Source organism: Caulobacter soli (genome assembly GCF_011045195.1).
Taxonomy (GTDB): domain Bacteria; phylum Pseudomonadota; class Alphaproteobacteria; order Caulobacterales; family Caulobacteraceae; genus Caulobacter; species Caulobacter soli.
Genome location: NZ_CP049199.1, coordinates 4109367 through 4127774 on the forward strand (window position 1 = coordinate 4109367; position 18408 = coordinate 4127774).

The 18408-nt window shown below is 69.9% G+C and carries 15 protein-coding genes; 3 read left to right on the forward strand and 12 right to left on the reverse strand.

Annotated features, from left to right (window positions below):
* Positions 1-132: 132 nt before the first annotated feature.
* The 3 genes from msrQ to G3M62_RS19215 all read right to left on the reverse strand — a co-directional run bounded on the left by msrQ (position 133) and on the right by G3M62_RS19215 (position 4775).
* Entirely contained in the window at positions 133-771 is a 639-nt protein-coding gene (gene msrQ / locus G3M62_RS19205) for a protein-methionine-sulfoxide reductase heme-binding subunit MsrQ (RefSeq protein ID WP_165189925.1), read from the reverse strand.
* Positions 771-1691 carry a protein-methionine-sulfoxide reductase catalytic subunit MsrP gene (gene msrP / locus G3M62_RS19210; protein ID WP_165189927.1) on the reverse strand — a complete coding sequence of 307 codons (921 nt, stop codon included), beginning with the start codon at positions 1689-1691 and terminating at the stop codon, positions 771-773. The genes msrQ and msrP overlap by 1 nt, the downstream gene beginning before the upstream one ends.
* 207 nt (positions 1692-1898) lie before the next feature.
* The gene (locus G3M62_RS19215) at positions 1899-4775 is read right to left on the reverse strand and encodes a bifunctional [glutamine synthetase] adenylyltransferase/[glutamine synthetase]-adenylyl-L-tyrosine phosphorylase (protein WP_165189929.1); all 2877 of its coding nucleotides are present in this window, start codon (positions 4773-4775) and stop codon (positions 1899-1901) included.
* A gap of 114 nt (positions 4776-4889) precedes the next feature.
* On the opposite strand from G3M62_RS19215, the gene G3M62_RS19220 reads away from it, so the two are divergent.
* The 3 genes from G3M62_RS19220 (at position 4890) to G3M62_RS19230 (ending at position 6786) form a co-directional block, all read left to right on the forward strand.
* Complete coding sequence (locus tag G3M62_RS19220; protein WP_056753226.1) at positions 4890-5258, forward strand: BlaI/MecI/CopY family transcriptional regulator; 369 nt, start codon at positions 4890-4892, stop codon at positions 5256-5258.
* The gene (locus tag G3M62_RS19225; RefSeq protein WP_165189931.1) at positions 5248-6147 is read left to right on the forward strand and encodes a M56 family metallopeptidase; all 900 of its coding nucleotides are present in this window, start codon (positions 5248-5250) and stop codon (positions 6145-6147) included. The genes G3M62_RS19220 and G3M62_RS19225 overlap by 11 nt, the downstream gene beginning before the upstream one ends.
* A gap of 96 nt (positions 6148-6243) precedes the next feature.
* Positions 6244-6786: a hypothetical protein gene (locus G3M62_RS19230; RefSeq protein WP_165189933.1), complete on the forward strand. Its 543-nt coding sequence runs from the start codon at positions 6244-6246 to the stop codon at positions 6784-6786.
* 126 nt (positions 6787-6912) lie between these two features.
* Here the strand turns inward: G3M62_RS19230 and G3M62_RS19235 are convergent, their stop codons facing one another.
* From G3M62_RS19235 to G3M62_RS19275, 9 genes are all read right to left on the reverse strand, one after another.
* Positions 6913-8319 carry a sensor histidine kinase gene (locus tag G3M62_RS19235; protein ID WP_165189935.1) on the reverse strand — a complete coding sequence of 469 codons (1407 nt, stop codon included), beginning with the start codon at positions 8317-8319 and terminating at the stop codon, positions 6913-6915.
* A 118-nt stretch (positions 8320-8437) separates the two neighbouring features.
* Positions 8438-9109, reverse strand: a complete 672-nt coding sequence (locus G3M62_RS19240; RefSeq protein WP_165189937.1) for a response regulator transcription factor — start codon at positions 9107-9109, stop codon at positions 8438-8440.
* A 136-nt stretch (positions 9110-9245) separates the two neighbouring features.
* Entirely contained in the window at positions 9246-10820 is a 1575-nt protein-coding gene (locus G3M62_RS19245) for a trypsin-like peptidase domain-containing protein (RefSeq protein WP_165189939.1), read from the reverse strand.
* 145 nt (positions 10821-10965) lie between these two features.
* Entirely contained in the window at positions 10966-11430 is a 465-nt protein-coding gene (locus G3M62_RS19250; RefSeq protein ID WP_165189941.1) for a cytochrome c-type biogenesis protein, read from the reverse strand.
* Positions 11427-13403, reverse strand: a complete 1977-nt coding sequence (locus G3M62_RS19255) for a heme lyase CcmF/NrfE family subunit (protein WP_165189943.1) — start codon at positions 13401-13403, stop codon at positions 11427-11429. The genes G3M62_RS19250 and G3M62_RS19255 overlap by 4 nt, the downstream gene beginning before the upstream one ends.
* Positions 13400-13903: a cytochrome c maturation protein CcmE gene (ccmE, locus tag G3M62_RS19260; RefSeq protein ID WP_165189945.1), complete on the reverse strand. Its 504-nt coding sequence runs from the start codon at positions 13901-13903 to the stop codon at positions 13400-13402. The genes G3M62_RS19255 and ccmE overlap by 4 nt, the downstream gene beginning before the upstream one ends.
* Positions 13900-15030 carry a c-type cytochrome biogenesis protein CcmI gene (gene ccmI / locus G3M62_RS19265; RefSeq protein ID WP_165189947.1) on the reverse strand — a complete coding sequence of 377 codons (1131 nt, stop codon included), beginning with the start codon at positions 15028-15030 and terminating at the stop codon, positions 13900-13902. Before ccmI ends, ccmE begins: the two co-directional genes overlap by 4 nt.
* 211 nt (positions 15031-15241) lie before the next feature.
* The gene (locus G3M62_RS19270; RefSeq protein ID WP_165189949.1) at positions 15242-16582 is read right to left on the reverse strand and encodes a hypothetical protein; all 1341 of its coding nucleotides are present in this window, start codon (positions 16580-16582) and stop codon (positions 15242-15244) included.
* Between the two features lie 344 nt (positions 16583-16926).
* Entirely contained in the window at positions 16927-18321 is a 1395-nt protein-coding gene (locus G3M62_RS19275; protein WP_165189951.1) for an ATP-binding protein, read from the reverse strand.
* Positions 18322-18408 lie beyond the last annotated feature (87 nt).

Below are 18408 nucleotides of genomic sequence, written 5' to 3' on the forward strand. Positions count from 1 at the left end.
CGGCGAATGCCGGGACCCAGATGGAATATCGGTGAGGCGGACGCCAGCAGCGCTGAGCTCCTCCAATCAGCCATCCAGCCTTAGGATTTGGGTCCCGGCATTCGCCGGGATGAGCGGATCAAAAATGCAGACTCAGGAACGCGCGCGCCTCTGCCAAGCATCCCAGAACCGCCACCCCATCAGCACCGTCAGGATCGCCGCATAGACTAGCGGCGGCCGGTGGTCGGCCTTCACCAGCAGGTAGTAGTGGGCCACGCCCAGCGGCACGATCAGGTAGATCAGCCAGTGGATCCGCTGCCAGGTCGCCCGGCCCAGGCGCCGGATCATGCCGTTGGTCGAGGTCACCGCCAGCGGGATCAGCAGGGCGAAGGCCAGCATGCCCAGGGTGATGAAGGGCCGCTTGAGGATGTCCTTCCACAGCTGGCCCCAGTCGAAGAACAGGTCGACGCCGATATAGGTCAGCAGGTGCAGGCAGATATAGGCGAAGGCGAACAGGCCGATCGTGCGCCGGAAGCGGACCAGGCGGGGCTTCTTCAGGATCCGCGCGGCCGGGGTCACGGCCAGGCCGACCAGCAGCAGGCGCAGGCCCCAGACGCCGATCTGGCGGATCAGGGCCTCGATCGGATTAGCTCCCAGGTCGCCGCTAAACGCCCGCCAGGCCAGCCAGACCAGCGGCGCGAAACAGGCCAGCCAGACGGCGGCGTAGACCAGGTTGTCCTGGGCCTTGGAGGGGCGCTTGGCCTTGGCCGCCCGCTTGACCGACGCGTCCATCAGAAGTTCCGCTTCAGGTCCATGCCGCGATAGAGGTCGGCGACATACTGGCCATAGCCGTTGAACGGCAGGGTCTCGCGGCGGCGGAACTCGCCGATCCGGCGCTCGGTGGCTTGGGACCAGCGGGGGTGATCGACGGCCGGATTGACGTTGGAATAGAAGCCGTATTCACGCGGGGCCAGCACGTTCCAGGCGGTGGCCGGCATGCGCTCGACCAGGCTGATCCTGACGATCGACTTGATGCCCTTGAAGCCGTACTTCCACGGCACCACCAGCCGCAGCGGCGCGCCGTTCTGGTTGGGCAGGACATCGCCATACAGGCCCACGGCCAGGATCGTCAGCGGGTGGGTCGCCTCGTCGATCCGCAGGCCCTCGCGATAGGGCCACTGCAGAGTGTCCCAGCGCTGGCCCGGCATTTCGGACGGCCGCATCAGGGTCTCGAAGGCCACGAACTTGGCCTTGGACGTCGGCTTGACCTGAGTCAGCAGGTCCTTGAGCGGAAAGCCCACCCAGGGGATCACCATCGACCAGCCCTCGACGCAGCGCATGCGATAGATGCGCTCTTCCAGCTTGTTGGCCTTGATCAGGTCGTCGATCGCGAAACTGGCCGGCTTCTCGCATTCGCCGTCGACGCGGATCGTCCAGGGCCGGGTCTTCAGCGAGCCGGCGTTCTCGGACGGATCCTCCTTGTTGACCCCGAATTCGTAGAAGTTGTTGTAGCTGGTGATGTCCTTCTTGGGGGTCGGCGTCTCGGTGGTGGAGAAGCCGGGGCTGTAGGCCAGGCCCCGCGCGCTGGCCGCGCCGGCCGCCGCCAGCAGGCCAAGCCCCGCCGCGCCGCCGATGAACTCGCGCCGTCGCAGATAGAGGCTCCGATCGGTGACATCGTTGTCGGTCAGGTCGGGGGCGTGGCGGATCAGCATGGGCGGGCTCCGGGGAGGCTACCCTGGAAGATACGTGCTGGCCGGGGGAATGGTTACAGGGGATCGTGGAAATCGACACTTGCCCCCACCTGACCGCTTCGCGGTCTGTCCGCCCCCATAGGGGCGGAGGCTCGAACCTCGCGGCCTCTTCCCCCTACGGGGGAAGACGATCGCGAAGCGATCCGTAGGGGGCAAGTGCGTGAGCCGCTAACCTCTAACCACAGCCTCGAACGCCCGCCGCGCCTCGACCTTCGCCTTGGCCAGCTTCCCCTTCAGCGACTTGAACGCCCGCACCCCGCCGGCCCGCGCCAGCAAGGCCCGGAACGCCTTGGGTTCGGTGTCCGGGTCATGCCCGTCCTCCAGCGCCACCTTGAGCAACTGCGACAAGTCCTGCTCCAGCCGCCAAGCGGCCTCCAGCGCCGCCAAGGCCGCCGCGTCGCCCAGGCCGGCGCGCCCCAACGCCGCCAGCGCCTCGCCGGTGTTCTGCGCCAGCGGTCCGCCATCGGCCGCGTGGACCAGCTGCAGGAACTGGGCGGCGAACTCGATGTCGACCAGGCCGCCGGGAGTCAGCTTCAGGTCCCAGTCACCCTTGCCCGGCCGCTCGTCCTCCATCAGCTGGCGCATCTCCAGCACGTCGACGGCGGTCTTCTTCGGGTCGCGCGCCCGGCGCAGGGCCGCGGCGATCGCGCCCTCGGCCCGGGCCTGGAAGTCCGGCGACGAGGCCCAGATCACCCGCGCCCGGGTCAGGGCCAGCAGTTCCCAGGTCTCGGCCTCGCGCTCGTAATAGTCCTCGAAGGCCGCGAAGCTGACCGCCACCGGCCCCTTCGTGCCCGAAGGCCGCAGCTTCAGATCCACCTCGTACAGCGTGCCCTCGCCGGTCGGCGCCGACAGGGCCGAGGTCAAGCGCTGGGTGAAGCGGGCGTAGAAGCTTTCCGCGCCCCAGGCCTTGATCGAAGACATCCCGGCCGGATCATCGGCCGCGTAAAGCGTCATCAGATCCAGGTCGGACTTGGCGGTCATCTCGCGCGAGCCGGCCTTGCCCAGGGCGACCACCGCCACCTGGCCCGGGAACGCCCCGCCCAGCCGGTCGACCTCGGCCAGGGCGGCGGGGGCAAGACCGCCGACGATCAGGTCGGCCAGGTCGGCGAAGGCCGCGCCGGCGTCGCGCGCGCCGGCCGTGCCGCTGATCACCCGCACGCCGATCCGGAAGGTCTGGTCGCGGAACAGCCGCCGGGCGGCGTCCATCGCGCCCTCGAAATCGGCCGGGTCCCACGGCGCGTCCCGGGGCACCTCCATCGGACCGAAGAAGGCCGGGTCCAACAGGGCGTCCAAAGCCGTGGGCCGCCGCGCCAGGGTGCTGGCCAGGCGCGGGGCGAAGGCCATGACCTCGACGATCAGCTCGAACAAGCGCGGCTGGGCCAGGAACAGCGACTGGATCTGCACGCCGCTGCTCAGGGACGAGAAGAAGTCGCCGAACCGGTTGAAGGCGTCGTCCGGGGCGCCGGTGGCGTTGGCGGCGTCCAGCAGGCGCGGGGCCAGGCGGGTGAACAGCTCGCGCCCCCGCTCGGTGCGGGTGGCGGCGATGTGGCCGTGGTGCCAGCCCCGGATCGTGGCGGCCACGCGCTCGGGGTGCGAGAACCCCATGCGTTTCAGCGTGGCCAGAGTCTCCGGATCGTCCTCGACGCCGGTGAACACCAGGCTGCCGAACCGCGACGACAGCTCTTCCTCGCCCTTGAACAGCGCGCCGTAACGGCGGTTCACGCCCTTGAGGATTTGGCCGACCACGGCGTCGAAACTGCGCAGCGCACCATGCCCCCACAGGGCCGCCACCTTCTTGCGGTCGGCGTCGGACTCCGGAAGCTTGTGGGTCTGGTCGTCGGCGATCATCTGGGCCCGGTGTTCCAGGGCGCGCAGGTCGCGATAGGCCTTGATCAGATAGTCGCGGTCCTCGGGCGTCACGTGGCCCGCCTCCGACAGGGCGGCCAGGGCGTCCAGCGTGCGCGGGCTGCGCAGGTCCGGATGACGGCCGCCCAGGATCAGCTGCTGGGTCTGGACGAAGAACTCGATCTCGCGGATGCCGCCGCGCCCCAGTTTCATATCCGCGCCCTTGGCGGTCAGCCGGTCGTCCACCTTGTAGGCGTGGATCTGGCGCTTGATCGAATGGATATCGGCGATGGCGGCGAAGTCGAGGTTCTTGCGCCAGATGAACGGCTGCAGTTCGGCCAGGAACGCCTCGCCGCGCGCGAAGTCGCCCGCGCAGATCCGCGCCTTGATATGGGCCGCCCGCTCCCAGTTCTGGCCGACGCTCTCGTAGTAATCGAGCGCCGCGTCGATGGGCATGGCCGGCGGGGTCGAGGACGGGTCGGGGCGCAGGCGCAGGTCGATGCGGAACACGTAGCCATCGGCCGTGCGCTCGGCCAGTAGCCGGCCCAGGTGGTTGGCGATCCGCACCGCCACGCCCTGCGGCTCGACGCCCTCGGCCACCGGCAGGGTCTCGGGCGCGTAGAAGATCGAAAAATCGATGTCGCTGGAATAGTTGAGCTCGAAGGCCCCGTGTTTGCCCATGGCGATGCAGAACAGGCCCGGCGCCGGGCCGTCCGGCCCCGCGCCGACATGGGTCAGGGCGCCCCGCGCCACCTCCAGCCGCACGGCCTGGGCCAGAGAGGCATGCAGGGTGGCGTCGGCGAAGCGGGTCAGGGCGCCCGTCACCGCGTCCAGGTCCCAGACCCCGCCCAGGTCGCACAGGGCGGTCAGCAGGTGCAGGTCGGCCTTCAGCTCACGCATCGCGTGGCGGGCGGTCTCGAAGTCGGGCTCCGCCCCCACGGCCTCCGCCTCGGCCAGGATCCGGGCCAGCCGCGCCTCGGGATCGCCGTCCAGGATCGAGGGCAATCGCTTGCCATCGCGCCGCGCCAGGCCGGTCAGGTAGGGCGAGGCGGCGAACACCGGCGCCAGGGCGGGCCAGGCGGCCTCGACCAGGGGCGCGGCCTCGCCGACCCGCCGGGTGATCGTCTCGTGCGCGCGCTCGGCGGCCTTGGGATCGACCACGGGGCCGCAGGGGGTGAGGCGTTCGAGCAGGCGAGTCATGGCGGGCACTGTGGCGCGGGAGCGCGATCAGGTCATCCCGTCTCGTGAGGCGCTCGCAGCCGCTTGACAGCCCATGTTACAGGCGTAATCGTTGGCGTTGGAGACCGAAACGCCATGAACATCACCCAGGCCGAAAGCCGCATCATGGACGCGCTGTGGACGCGACAGCCGTTGACGGTGGATGAGATCATGGCCGAGGTCGCCGAGGCTCAAGGCTGGGGCGAGGCGACGGTCAAGACGCTGATCAACCGCCTGCTGAAGCGCAAGGCGATCCGCTCGGACCGCATCGACGGGCGGGCCCGCTACGCCCCGATCATCCAACGCGCCGACTATGTGCAGGCCGAGAGCCAGAGCCTGCTCAACCGACTTTTCGACGGCCAGCTGACGCCGCTGGTGGCGCACTTCGCCCAGCATCGCGCCTTGTCGACCGACGAGATCAAGCAACTGAAGACTCTGATCGAGGGTCTCGAACATGATGGCTGAACTGCTGGCCCTGACCCTGTTGCGCACCCAGGCGGCGGCCGCCGCCGCGGTGCTGCTGGTCCTGCTGCTGCGCGGCCCCACCCGGGCGGTGTTCGGGGCGGGCCTGGCCTATCGCCTGTGGGCCCTGGTGCCGGTGGCGGCGATCGCCACAGTGTTCCCCAGCCTGTCGGAGACCCTGGGCTCGGGCGTCCCGCCGCCCCTGATGGGCGAAGAGCGCGCCGTGCTGCTGATGGCCGCCTGGATGGTTGGCTGCGTGGCCCTGGCCACGGTCATCGTGCTGCAGGAACGCGCCTTCCGGGCCCGAGCCGAGGCCGGCCGGGCCGGTCCGGCGGTCATGGGCGTCTTCTGGCCCCGCGTCGTGCTGCCCGCCGACTTCACCACGCGCTTCGATGAAGCCGCGCGCAAGATCGTCGACCTGCACGAACGCGCCCACATCAAGCGCGGCGACCCGATCGCCAACCTGGTCATCGCTGGCATCCAGGTCCTGGGCTGGTGCAACCCCGTGATCCACCTTGGCGCCCTGTGCGCGCGGCTGGACCAGGAAATGGCCTGCGACGCCACGGTGCTGAGCCTGCGCCCCAACCTGCGGCGCACCTATGCCGAGGCCCTGGTCGAGGCGCACACCCGCCGGACCGGCTCGCCCCTGGCCTGCTTCTTCGCGGCCCATCCGCTGCTGATGCGGGTCAAGCTGCTGGCCCGGCCCGAGCCCAGCTATCGCCGCCAGACCGCCGGCGCCGCCGCCATCGCCCTGATGGCCGTGATCACCGCCCTGGGCGTCTGGACGGTCACGCCGCGCGGTCCCCTGCCCAACCAGGAGATCTCCTGGCCTGGCCGGTTCGTCGGCGACGGTCCGGTCGACGGCATCACCCTGCCCAACCTGCACCGCTGATCCCAGCGGGCGACCATCGCCTGGCGTCCATGGCTTGACGATTCGGATTACGTCTGTAACTTTTTAAATCTACAGACGTAATCACGAGGCGCGATCATGACCTTCGTTCTCAGGATGCCGCAACCGCGCGGCGCCAGGATGCGTCGTCGATCCTTGGCGGAAAAGGCCTTCGACCTCAGCGTCATGGCCCTGGTCGCCTTCGCCGTCGGGCTGATGGTGATGTTCACCGTCCAGTACGAGCTGAAGGTCGAGCCCAAGCCGCCGGCCAGCGGCGCGCGGCTGGCCGCCGCCAAGTCGATGGGTCGCGTGCGCTGGGCCAGCGTCAAGCCGCGCCTGATCGCCCGCCTGGCCCAGCCGCATTCGCTGGAGCTGGGCCAGGTCTGGGCGCGCCGCGACGGCCGGGTCTGCGGCCTGGTCAACGGCTGGGGCAGTTTCGGCGGCCTGACCGGCATGACCCGCTTCTACGCCCAGGGCGACGAGCCGGTGTTCAAACAGGACGGCCGGCCCGGCTTCGAGGAGGAATGGTGGGCCTGCAAGCGCGACCGCTACGTGGTCATCCGCGAAGGCTCCGACGAGACCGGGTTCTGCCCGACGAGGCTGGGGCGGGAGCGGTGTTTCGACGTGGCGTATGGGCGTTGAACACTTGCCCCCTACGGACCGCTTCGCGGTCGTCTTCCCCCGGAGGGGGAAGAGCGCTCCGCCCCCTATGGGGGCGGACAGGCGACAAAGTCGCCAGGTGGGGGCAAGTGGGTGAGCCGCGGCCCCCTACTCCACCCGCGGCAGCAACAACGCCACCCGCAGGCCCGGCCCGAAGCCACCGTACTCGCCCGGCCCCTCGGCCAGCTCCAGCCGCCCGCCATGCGACGCCGCCACGGCCTGGACCAGCGACAGGCCCAGACCCGCCCCCGGCTCGCTGCGGCTGTTCTCCAGTCGCACGAAGCGCTGAACCACCCGGGCGCGGTCGGCCTCGGGCACGCCAGGGCCGGTGTCGGTGACCGAGAACTCCAGCTCGCCCGAAGACGTCCGCCGGGCCCGCAGCATCACCGCCCCGCCCTCGGGCGTATATTTGATGGCGTTGTCGAGAATGTTGGCCAGGGCCTGGGCGATGAACTCGCGATTGCCCCGGATGCTGAGCGCCGGAACGATCTCGGCCTTGAAGTCCAGGCCCTTGTCCTCGCAGCTGGCCTCGTAGAGCTCGGCCATGTCGGAGGCCAGTTCGCTGGCGTCGAACGTCTCCTGGTTCGGCGCCTCGCCGGCCGCCTGCAGCCGGGCGATGGCCAGCACCGCGTTGAAGGTCTTGAGCACGCCGTCGGCGTCGATCAGCGCCGTCTCCAGGGCCGCCATCGGGTCGCCCTTGCCGTTCTCGGCGTCGATCAGGGCCACTTCCATGCGCGCGCGCAGGCGGGTCAGGGGCGAGCGCAGGTCGTGGGCGATGGCGTCGCCGGCGTGGCGCAGGCCGCCCATCAGCCGCTCGATCCGGTCGAGCATGTCGTTGAGGCCCTCGGCCAGCTCGTCATACTCGTCGCGGGTGCCGCGCACCCGGGCCCGGGCGTGCAGGTCGCCGGCCCGCACCGCGTTCACGACGTCGACCAGCCCCTGCATGCTGCGCGAGACGTTGCGGCTGATCAGCACCCCGCCGGCCAGGCCCAGGATGATGACCAGCGCCCCGGCCCCGCGCAGGGCCCGGACGATCTTCATTACATAGCCTTCGGACTCCTGGACGTCGGCCCCGACGAACAGGGCCTCGCCACCGGTCAGGCGTTCCTGCACGCCCCGCGCCGCGCGCTTGACCTCGGCGCCGTCGATGTCGGTCTCGGTGAGCTTGAAGGTCTCCCAGGTCGGGCCGGGACCGGTGAAGTCGTCGATCGGCGACTCCTCGATCGAGCCGGAGATGCGTTTGCCGTCCTTGTCGAGCAGCAGATACAGGAACGGCCGCTCGCCGGTGGCGCGCTCGACGATGGTCTGGTTCAGGGCGTTGACCCCGCCCACCCGATAGGCGGCCTCCAGGCTCTCCATCTCGCGGGTGATGTCGGCGTCGGCGCGCCGGTTCACCTCGCCGGCGGTGGCGATGTAGATATAGCCCAGGAACGCGCTGGCGGCCGCCGCGAACAGGGCCAGGAACAGTAGGGTCAGCCGGAACGGCGTCGATCGGATCAGGCGCGGCAGGCGCATGGGCTAGCGAAACTCTTCAAGGACGGCGGACGGAAACCCGCCGCGCTTAGATGACCGTCCGCGACCGGCGCGGGCAAGTGAAGCAATTTTCACCCGGACCGCGCGGACGTGACGCCGCCTACGGATCGAGCCGGTAGCCCGCCCCGCGCACGGTCTGCAGCATGGCGCGGTCGAAGCCCTTGTCGATCTTCGAGCGCAGGCGGGAGATGTGCACGTCGATGACGTTGGTCTGCGGGTCGAAGTGGTATTCCCACACCTTCTCCAGCAGCATGGTGCGGGTCACCGACTGGCCGGCGTGGCGCATCATGAATTCCAGCAGCTGGAACTCGCGGGGCTGGAGATCGATCTCCTTGCCCTGGCGATGGACCGTGCGGTTGATCAGGTTCATCTCGAGTTCGCCGACCTTCAGGGTCGTGGCCACCGCGCCGGTCTCGCGACGGCGCGACAGGGCGTCGACCCGGGCCATCAGCTCGGCGAAGGCGTAGGGCTTGACCAGATAGTCGTCGGCCCCGGCCCGCAGGCCCACGACGCGGTCGTTGATCTCACCCAGGGCCGAGAGGAACAGCACCGGCGTCTGGTCGCCTTCACGGCGCAGGGTCTCGACCACCTCGACGCCGTTCTTCTTGGGCATCATGCGGTCGACGATCATCACGTCGAAACCGCCCTTGCCCGCCGCGGTCAGGCCGGCCTCGCCGTCGGGCGCGTGGACGCATTCGTAACCGGCCTCGGTCAGGCCGTGGCTCATCGCCGCCGCCGCCTCGAGGTCGTCCTCGATGATCAGAATACGCATGCCAGCCAATCCCCAGATGCACGAAAGGGCGCCACCGTGCGAATCGATGACGCCCTCTATCGTGTTGTCGTCACGTCAAACCGATGGTGACGTGATCCGCGCGCGGGCGAAAGCCCCCGCGTATCGGCGTTACCCCTTACGGAGCGATCTTCAGCGGCACGATCGTCGGACGACCGGCGCGGATGATCCGCAGGTTGACGCTAGGACGCTGCAGCTTCTTGGCCGCATCGACCGCCGCGTTGACCTGGGCGGCCGAGGTGACCGGATCGCCATTGACGCTGGTCAGCACGTCGCCCTTGCGCAGGCCCTTTTCGCCGGCGTCCGAGTTGGTCTTCACGCCGTCGATCAGCACGCCCTTGACGGCCGGGTCGATGCTGTAGGTGCGGCGCGCCGCGTCGTCGATCGGCGCCAGGCTCATGCCCAGGGCTTCCGACTTCTGGATCTGCGGCTTGGTCGGCGCGTCGGCGCCGCCCTCGTCGCTATCGTCGTCGTTCAGCGCCAGTTCCTTTTCGGTCGGACGCACGCCCGACTTGATCTCGACCGTGCGAGGCTTGCCGCCGCGCAGGACCGACAGCTTCAGGGTGTCGCCCGGACGGCCCTTGGCCACTTCGCGGGTCAGTTCCGAGCCACTCTTGATCGCCACGCCGTTGACGGCGGTGATCACGTCCTCGGGCATCAGGCCGCCCTTCTGCGCCGGACCGCCGGCGACCAGATCGGCGACGATCGCGCCCTTGACGTCGCCCAACCCTTGCGCCTCGGCCATTTCCTTGGTGAAGGGCTGGATCTGGGCGCCGATATAGCCGCGCACCACCTTGCCGCCGGCGATCAGTTGCTTGGCGGTGTTCTCGGCCACGTCGGCGGGGATGGCGAAGCCGATGCCCACCGAGCCGCCGGTCGGCGAGAAGATCGCGGTGTTGACCCCGATCACCCGGCCGTAGATGTCGAACGACGGACCGCCCGAGTTGCCCCGGTTGATCGGCGCGTCGATCTGAATGTAGTCGACGAAGGTCGACGAGCTGTCGCCCAGGTCGCGGTTATAGGCCGAGATGATCCCGGCCGTGGCGGTGCCGCCCAGGCCGAACGGGTTGCCGATGGTGATCACCCAGTCGCCGACCCGCGGCTTGGCCTGGTTCTCGAAGTTCACATAGGGGAACGCCGCGCCCTTGGCCTTGGGGTCGACCACCTTCAGGACCGCCAGGTCGGTGCCCTCGTCGCGACCGACGATGGTGGCCTTCAGCTCGCGGCCGTCCTTCATCACGACATTGATGCCGTCGTCGTCGGCGTCGGCCACGACGTGGTTGTTGGTGACCAGATAGCCGTCGGCCGAGATGAAGAAGCCCGAACCCGAGGACTGCTGCTTGGGGCCGGGGGCCTCTTCGCCGTCATCGCCCTTCTGGCCCTTGGGCACGATGTCGAAGCCTTCCAGGCCGGGAATGCGCAGCTTCGGCGCGGCGGCGGCCTTGGAGGTCACGTCGATCTGCACCACGGCGGGCGAGACCTGCTCGAAGATGTCGGCGAAGGACATCGGCGCGCCGGGCGGGGGCGCGAACATCGGGGCGGGGTTGCCCGCCACGCCCGAGGTACGGACCACCTGGGCCGGCTCGGCGGCGCCCGCCGGACCCATGCGCATGCCCACTCCGGCAAGCGCCGCGCAGGCCACGCCCGCGCCGGCCACCGCACCGACAAAGAAACCAGACTTCCTAGCAGCCATCTTACGTCTTTCCTCACCCACGGCGCGCGGCGCCGGGTCCTTGGCTTGAGAACCTAGTTGCGCTGGCGAAAGGCGCAATGGTCTTCGAAGAGATCATGCGCCCACGCTCAAGATGGTCTTGCGGCGTCTTCGCGGCGCAATCGTGTCATTCGTCCTTCAACAACACCTGAAGACGCGCCTCCTCCACCTGAGAAAGTGTTTGAGCGTCCTCTTCGTCGGCCGTCGAGGCGGTTCGCCGACGCAGGAGCAGCACCATCAACACGCCGCCCAAAATCAGCGCAATCGCGGGCGTGGCCCAGAGCAGCGCGTTCCCCGCCGAGAACGGCGGCTTCAGCAGTACGAACTCGCCATAGCGTTCGACCAGGAACGCGCGAATCTGCTTGTCGCTGCGTCCCTGCTTCACTTGGTCACGCACGACCTGGCGCAGGTCGCCGGCCAGCGACGCCTCGGAGTCGTCGATGGACTCGTTCTGGCAGACCAGGCAGCGCACCTCGCGGAAGATCGTGCGGGCCCGGGCTTCCTGGACGGGATCGGCCAGGCGCTCGGCCGGGTCGGCGGCGGCGCCGGCCATGCAGGCGATCGCGGCCAGGGCGATCAGGAGCCGCTTCACGCCGCCTTCTCCACCTTGCGCGCCACGCCAAAACGCAGGCGGCGGTCCGACAGCGACACCAGCCCGCCGATCGCCATGATCAGCGGTCCCAGGAAGATCAGCCGCACCCACGGATTGACGAAGGCCCGCACCAGCCAGGCCGGCTGGCCGCCCTCGCCCGCCCGGCGCTCGCCCAGCACCACGTAGAGATCGTCCAGCACCTTGGGGCAGATCGCCACTTCCGAGGTGGTCTGCTTGCCGGTGGGATAGAAGCGGCGCTCGGGCTTGGCCTCGCACACCGGCGCGCCGGCCTTGGTGATCCGCACGATCCCACGCTCGGCGATGTAGTTGCCGCCCTCGGCCGTGCCGACGTCGGTCAGGGTCAGCTCATAGGCGCCCAGCTTCAGCTGGCCGCCGAGGCTCAGGGCCTGGGCCGCCTCGACCCGCCAGGTGGTCTCGAACGAGGCGCCCAGCACGAAGATCCCGAGGCCGGCGTGAGCCAGGGTGGTGCCCCAGGCGCCGCGCGGCAGGCCCGTCACGCGGCGGCGGACCTCGGCCCAGGGGGCGCGGAAAGCCTTGACCCGCTCGGCCAGTTCCAGCACCGCGCCGCCGATCAGCCAGAAGCCGACGACGAGACCGCCGCTGGCCAGGGCGCTGCGCGGGGCGACAACGGCGAAGGCGACCAGGCCCAGGATCGCGGCCAGCGCCAGGGCCAGCCACAGGCGGCGGACCACCAGGCGCGCGTCACCGCGCTTCCAGGCCAGCAGCGGCCCGGCCGGCAGCACGGCCATGGCCAGGATCATCAAAGGAACAAAAGTTAGATTGAAGAAGGGCGCGCCCACCGACACCGCCTCGCCGTCCGTCGCCTCGCGGATCAGCGGGAACAGGGTGCCGACCAGCACCACCGCCGTGGCGGTCGACAGGATGATGTTGTTGAGCACGATGGCGCTCTCGCGGCTGACCGGGGCGAACAGGCCGCCGGCGTTCAGGCTGGGCGCGCGGATCGCGAACAGCACGAAGCCCGCCCCGGCCGCTATGCCCATGATGGTCAGCAGCAGGACGCCGCGCGTGGGATCGACGGCGAAGGCGTGGACGCTGGTCAGCACGCCCGAGCGCACCAGGAACGCGCCCAGCATCGAGAATGTGAACGCCGCCAGGCCCAGGAATACGGTCCAGCCCGGCAGGGCCCCGCGCTTTTCCAACACCACGGCCGAGTGCAGCAGGGCCGAGCCGATCAGCCAGGGCATGAAGCTGGCGTTCTCGACCGGGTCCCAGAACCACCAGCCGCCCCAGCCCAGCTCGTAATAGGCCCAGAAGGCGCCCAGGGTGATGCCGACGGTCAGGAAGCTCCAGGCCGCCAGGGTCCAGGGCCGCACCCAGCGGGCCCAGGCCGCGTCGACCCGGCCCTCGATCAGGGCGGCCATCGAGAACGAGAACACCACCGAAAAGCCGACATAGCCGCAGTAGAGGAACGGCGGATGGAAGGCCAGCGCGGGGTCCTGCAGCAGCGGGTTCAGCGACGCGCCCTCGACCGGAACGTCGAACAATCGGGCCATCGGGTTGGAGGCGAAGACCGTGTACGCCAGGAACAGCACGCCCAGCGCGCCTTGCGTCGCCACCGCATAGGCCCGCAGGCGCGGCGGCAGGGCCTCGCCGAAGCTGGCCACGGCCGCGCCGTAGCCGGTCAGCACCAGGCACCAAAGCAGCATCGAGCCCTCGTGGCTGCCCCAGGCGCCGGCCACCTTGTAGAGCATCGGCTTGGCGGTGTGGGAGTTGGCCGCGACATTGGCCACCGAGAAGTCCGACACCACGAAGGCGTGGACCAGGGCCACGAAGGTCAGGGCCGTGCAGAGAAAGGCGCCGACCGCCGCGCCGCGTCCGGCCCCGGCCAGCAGCGCCGAGCGCCGCGCGCCGCCCACCGCCGACAGGATCAGCTGCAGGGCCGACAGGACCAGGGCCAGGACAAGGGCGTAGGCGCCGAATTCGGTGATCATGACTTGGTCTTCGGGCCGTAAGCCGGCGCATCGTAGGACGGCTTGGCGCCGTCGCCGCGCCACTCGCCCTGTTCCTTCAAGGCCTTGGAGACTTCGCGCGGCATGTAGCGTTCGTCGTGCTTGGCCAGCACCTGCTTGGCGACGAAGGTCCCGGACGCGTCGAAGCTGCCCGAGGCGACGATGCCCTGGCCTTCGCGGAACAGGTCGGGCAGGTCGCCCTGATAGCGGACCAGGGCGGTGGAGCGCTGGTCGGCGACCACGAACTCGACCAGGCCGTCCGGATGCTTGACCACGCTGCCGGCCTTGACCAGCCCACCCAGCTGCACCTTGCGGCCGGCCGGCACGTGGGCGGCGGCGGCCTGGGCGGGGGTGTAGAACAACGAGATGGCGTCGCGCATGCCCCACAGCGCCAGACCCACGGCCAGGGCCACCACCGGGGCGGCGACGGCCAGGACGGTCAGGCGGCGGCGCGCCTTTCGGGACTTGGGCAGGAAACTCATGGCCGAATCTTCTGGGAGGGGGTCTGAGCGGCCTGGCGCAGGGCGGCCAGCACCTTGGGCTGATCCTTGTAGCGCGCCTGGGCCTTGGCCAGCGTCGCGTCGCGGCGAGCGGTGTCGCCCAGCACGGCGTAGGCGCGCGTCAGCTTGATCCAGCCGTCGGGATCGTCGGGATTGGCCTCGAGCTTGGCCGCCAGGCTCGCGACCATGCCCTGGATGAAGCCCTGGACATTGGAGGCTTGATCGCCTTGGGCCGCCTCGGCCGGCTGGCCGGTCGGCGCGGCCTCGGCGCGCAGGCCGCCGTCGGCCTGGACCTGGGCGATCTGGTGACCAAAGCCCATGCGGCGCGGGTCGCCCTCCGGCAGGTCGGACAGCAGGGCCTTCCAGTCGGCCAGGCCGCCCTGGACATCGCCGTCGCTGATGCGGGCCAGACCCAGATGATAGCGGGCGCTGACGTTCTTGGGATCGCGCTTGAGGGCCTCGGCGAAGGCCTTGCGGGCGTCCGTCCCGATGTCGCCCTGGCCGTCGGCCACGAAGGCTTCGCCCAGCCCGGCCCACAGGTCGGCGCGGGTCGGGGCGATGATCACGGCGCGGCGCAGGGCTTGAGCGGCGCCAGTGGCGTCGCCGGCGGCCATGCGGGCCAGGGCCAGGTTCTTCAGCGGTTCGGGATCGGCGGGACGCTGGATGGCGATCTGCTCCAGCACGGCGGCGATCTTCGCCGGCTCCAGCTGCGTCGGATCGGTGTTGCGCCACTGGGCCACGCGCTTGAGGTAGGGCTGGTCGGCCACGCCCAGCGCGCCCACCATTCCGTAGATCCCGATCGCCAGCAGCGGCGCTACGGCCGCCAGGGCCAGCACCAGCGGTCGCAGCTTGGGATTGGCGGCCGGCCACGGGGCCTGGTGATCGGCGGCGGCGATCAGGCGGCGGCCGGCCTCGGCCCGCGCGCCTTTCAGCTCGGCGTCGGCCAGCAGGCCCCGCTCGGCCAGGTCGTCGATCTCGGACAGTTGCCGCCGGTGCACGGCCAGGCTGGCGTCGTCGCCCACACCCACGGACGCGCGCGCGGCCCCGCGCAGCATCAGGGCGGCGACGACGGCCGACAATCCCGCCGCGGCGATCCAGAAAGCGATCATGGGCGCGTGTTAGCGGGGATTGCGGACGGCCGTTAGCGAAAAAATTCCGTAAGGGGGCCCATTCCCCAACTCCGCTCATCCCGGCGAATGCCGGGACCCAGATCCCATGGCTGGGCGGCTGATTGGAAAGTCTCAGCGCCTTTGGCGTCAGCCACACCGCTATTCCAGCTGGATCCCGGCATTCGCCGGGATGAGCGGATGTATTGGGGCCCTAAGCCGCCGCCGCCATGGCCGCGGCCGCGCGGCGGCGGACGATCTCGGCGGTCTTCTCGTCGCGGCTGTAGGCGATGTAGCTGGCGGCCAGGTCGACATAGAGGCGCGCCAGGCCCTGGTCGCCGCCGTCGCCGGTGCGGACGATGTGCAGGATGTCCTCGATATACTGGTCCAGGCGCCCGTTCAGCTTCTCCAGCACCTTGGCGCGGCTGGAACCATAGCCGCTCTGCAGGGCGCAGCCGCGGACCTCGGCGATGAACACCAGAACCGCCGTCAGGCGCTTGGTCAGGATCTCGTCGGGCTCGGCCGTCAGCTGCGGCACGCCCTTGCCCTTCTTGCCGCCGAGGATCGAGATCGGCCGCAGCGGCAGGGCCGCCAGCAGTTCGTTCTCGGCCTTGTTCATGCGCCCCTCGACCGCCTGGGCGACGGCCTGCTTGTGCTTGGCGATGCGCCGGCCCCACGGACCGTCCTTGGCCAGGTTCACCGACTGCTCGAACTCGGTGATCTGCTGGGCGATCTTCTGGGCGCCCTGCGCGGCCTTGCGGCCCTCGGCCTCGCCCTTGGTCGGGTCGAAGGTCTCGATGAAGGCGATGTTCTTCTCGATGTCGGCCAGCACCCGCTCGCCGAACACGCTGACCTCGGACGAGGCCCAGAACTTGTCGTTCGGGCGTTCCATCACCGCGGAGATCACCCGCAGGATCCGCCAGTCGTCCGGCAGGTGGGCGGCCAGCATCTCGAACAGCAGGGGCCCCGCGTCGGGGCGGATGGCGCAGGCGTCCTTGTAGGCCAGCCGGGCCGAGGAGGCGCGCTCCTCGCTCATCTTGCTGACCCACTCCTGGAGCTTGGGCAGCGCCGAGCGGACGATGGCCGACAGCTCCAGGCACGAGGCCAGCTCGTCGATGTCGCAGATCGCGTCCAGCGCCTGGAAGCCGGGCTCGGCCTGGGCGCGCAGGCCCTTGGAGGCGATCTTGCAAAGCTCGTTGAAGACGTCGGGCGGACCCTGCTCCAGGTCCCACGGATTGCAGCGCGCCGCGGCTTCCTCGACCTGCCTGGGGGCCTGGGTCTTCAGGGCCACCCACAGCAGGGTCAGGGTGCGGGGCGGAAACGAGGTCTGTTCGGTGTCGCGGTTGGCGCACAGGGGCACGATCGGGGCCAGCACGCTGTTGCGGACGTAGCGGGCGGCGGTCTCGTCCTCGACCAGGCCGCGCACGGCCGCCAACGCGCCCTGCCCGCCGGCCGGACCGGACAGGGCGAGCTCGAGACTGCGCAACGCGGCGTCGGGCGCGGTTTCCACCAGCTTCCGAACCATCAGCAACTTGTTGGCGGCGACTGCTGCCATAACCCCCCACCGGACAGGCCCGATCCGGGCCGCGTCAACCATGTCTCCAACGAGGTTAAGACTTTCCGAAACCATAAGTTTTCGCGGTTCGCGGAGCAGCGTCAAACGGTCGCTGGACGCCTGCCGCCGGTGTCTGTCGAAAACCGACGAAATGCTGGGTTGAGCACCTTCTCCTCACCCGTGAAACGGGGGAGGTGGCGCGCTGCGGATACGCAGCGTGACGGAGGGGGCGTCGGGCGGCGGCTGAAATTCCAGAAGACAAATGGCACGGCTGGGACGCCCCCTCCGTCACGCCGCCTAGCGGCGCCGCGCCACCTCCCCCGCTGCGCGGGTGAGGAGAAGGATCACCCTTCCGATCTCGGCAACACCAGGGTCACCCTCAGTCCGCCCAGCGGCGAGGCGCCCAGGGTGACCGAGCCGCCGTAGGCGCGGGCCAGTTCGTCGACGATCGACAGGCCCAGGCCCGAGCCCGGGGTGTGCTCGTCCATCCGCTGGCCGCGCTTCAACGCGTCGGCCCAGCGATCCGGCGGCAGGCCCGGGCCGTCGTCGTCGACGACCAGGGTCATCTGTTCGGGCGAGCTGGCCACGGCCTCGGCGCGGACCTTGGCCTTGCACCACTTGCCGGCGTTTTCCATGACGTTGCCGGCCAGCTCCATGAAGTCCTGGCGCTCGCCCTGGAAGCACAGGTTCTCGGGGCAGCGCCAATCGATCTCGACGCCCCGTCCTTCGTTCCTGTCCTGGAAGATTCGCTCCAGGGTGACAGCCAGCTCGTCCATGATCGGCTCGACCGGGGTGCGCTCGCCCGAGGTCTGGGAGCGGGCGGCGGCGCGGGCCCGGCGCAGATGGTGGTCGACCTGCTCGCGCATGGTCTGGGCCTGGCGCTCGACAACTTCAGCGAGGGCGCCGGGCCGCTGGCCCGCCTCGGTCAGCATCACCGACAGCGGCGTCTTCAGGGCGTGAGCCAGGTTGCCGACGTGGGTGCGCTGGCGCTCGACGACCTCCTGGTTGTGAGCCAGCAGGGCGTTCAGCTCGACGGCCAGGGGCTCCAGCTCTTCGGGATAGGCCCCCTCCAGCTTCTCGGCCCGGCCACGGCGCACCGACGCCACCTCGCGCCGCAGCCGGAACATCGGCAGCAGGCCCACCCGCACCTGCACCACCACGGCGGCGATCAGGCCGCCGCCCAGGATCAGCAGGGCGAAGGCGGTGATGCGGGCGAAGCGGTCGGCGTCGGCGTCGATCGGCGAGCGGTCCTCGGCGGCGATGAACACCACCGGCCGCGGGTAACCCGGCAGGCGCGCCAGCAGGGCGGCGGCGCGCAACGGTCGGTTCTGTGGGCCCTTGAGGTCGAAATAGAGGGTCTTGCCCGGCTCGGCCATCAACCGCTCGGACTGCTCGACCGGGATCATCAGGTCGCTGTCGAACAGCGAGCGCGAGCGCTCGATCACGTTCAGCCCACCACCGCCCGGCGGCTGGTCGAAGATCGTCCAGTAGCGGCCCGAATAGGCCCGCGTGGCGCGGATGTCGGTCAGGACCGGGGCCTTCAGCACGCCGTCCTCGACCGTGGAGCCGGCATAGAGGTCGTCGGTTAGCACGGCCAGCGACTGGTCGAACCGCCGGATCGCCGCGTCGCGGAACTGGGCGGTCAGAAACACCCCCGCCACCAGCAGCACCACCAGGTTCCACACCCCGGCCAGCAGCACCAGCCGACGGACCAGCGAAGGCTTGCTGAAGTCCCACATGGTCAGCGCCCGCCCGTCGAAGCGGAGGTCGAGCCCGAACCCATTTCCGTCTCCCCGGCGAAGGCCGGGGCCCAGGTGAAACCCACG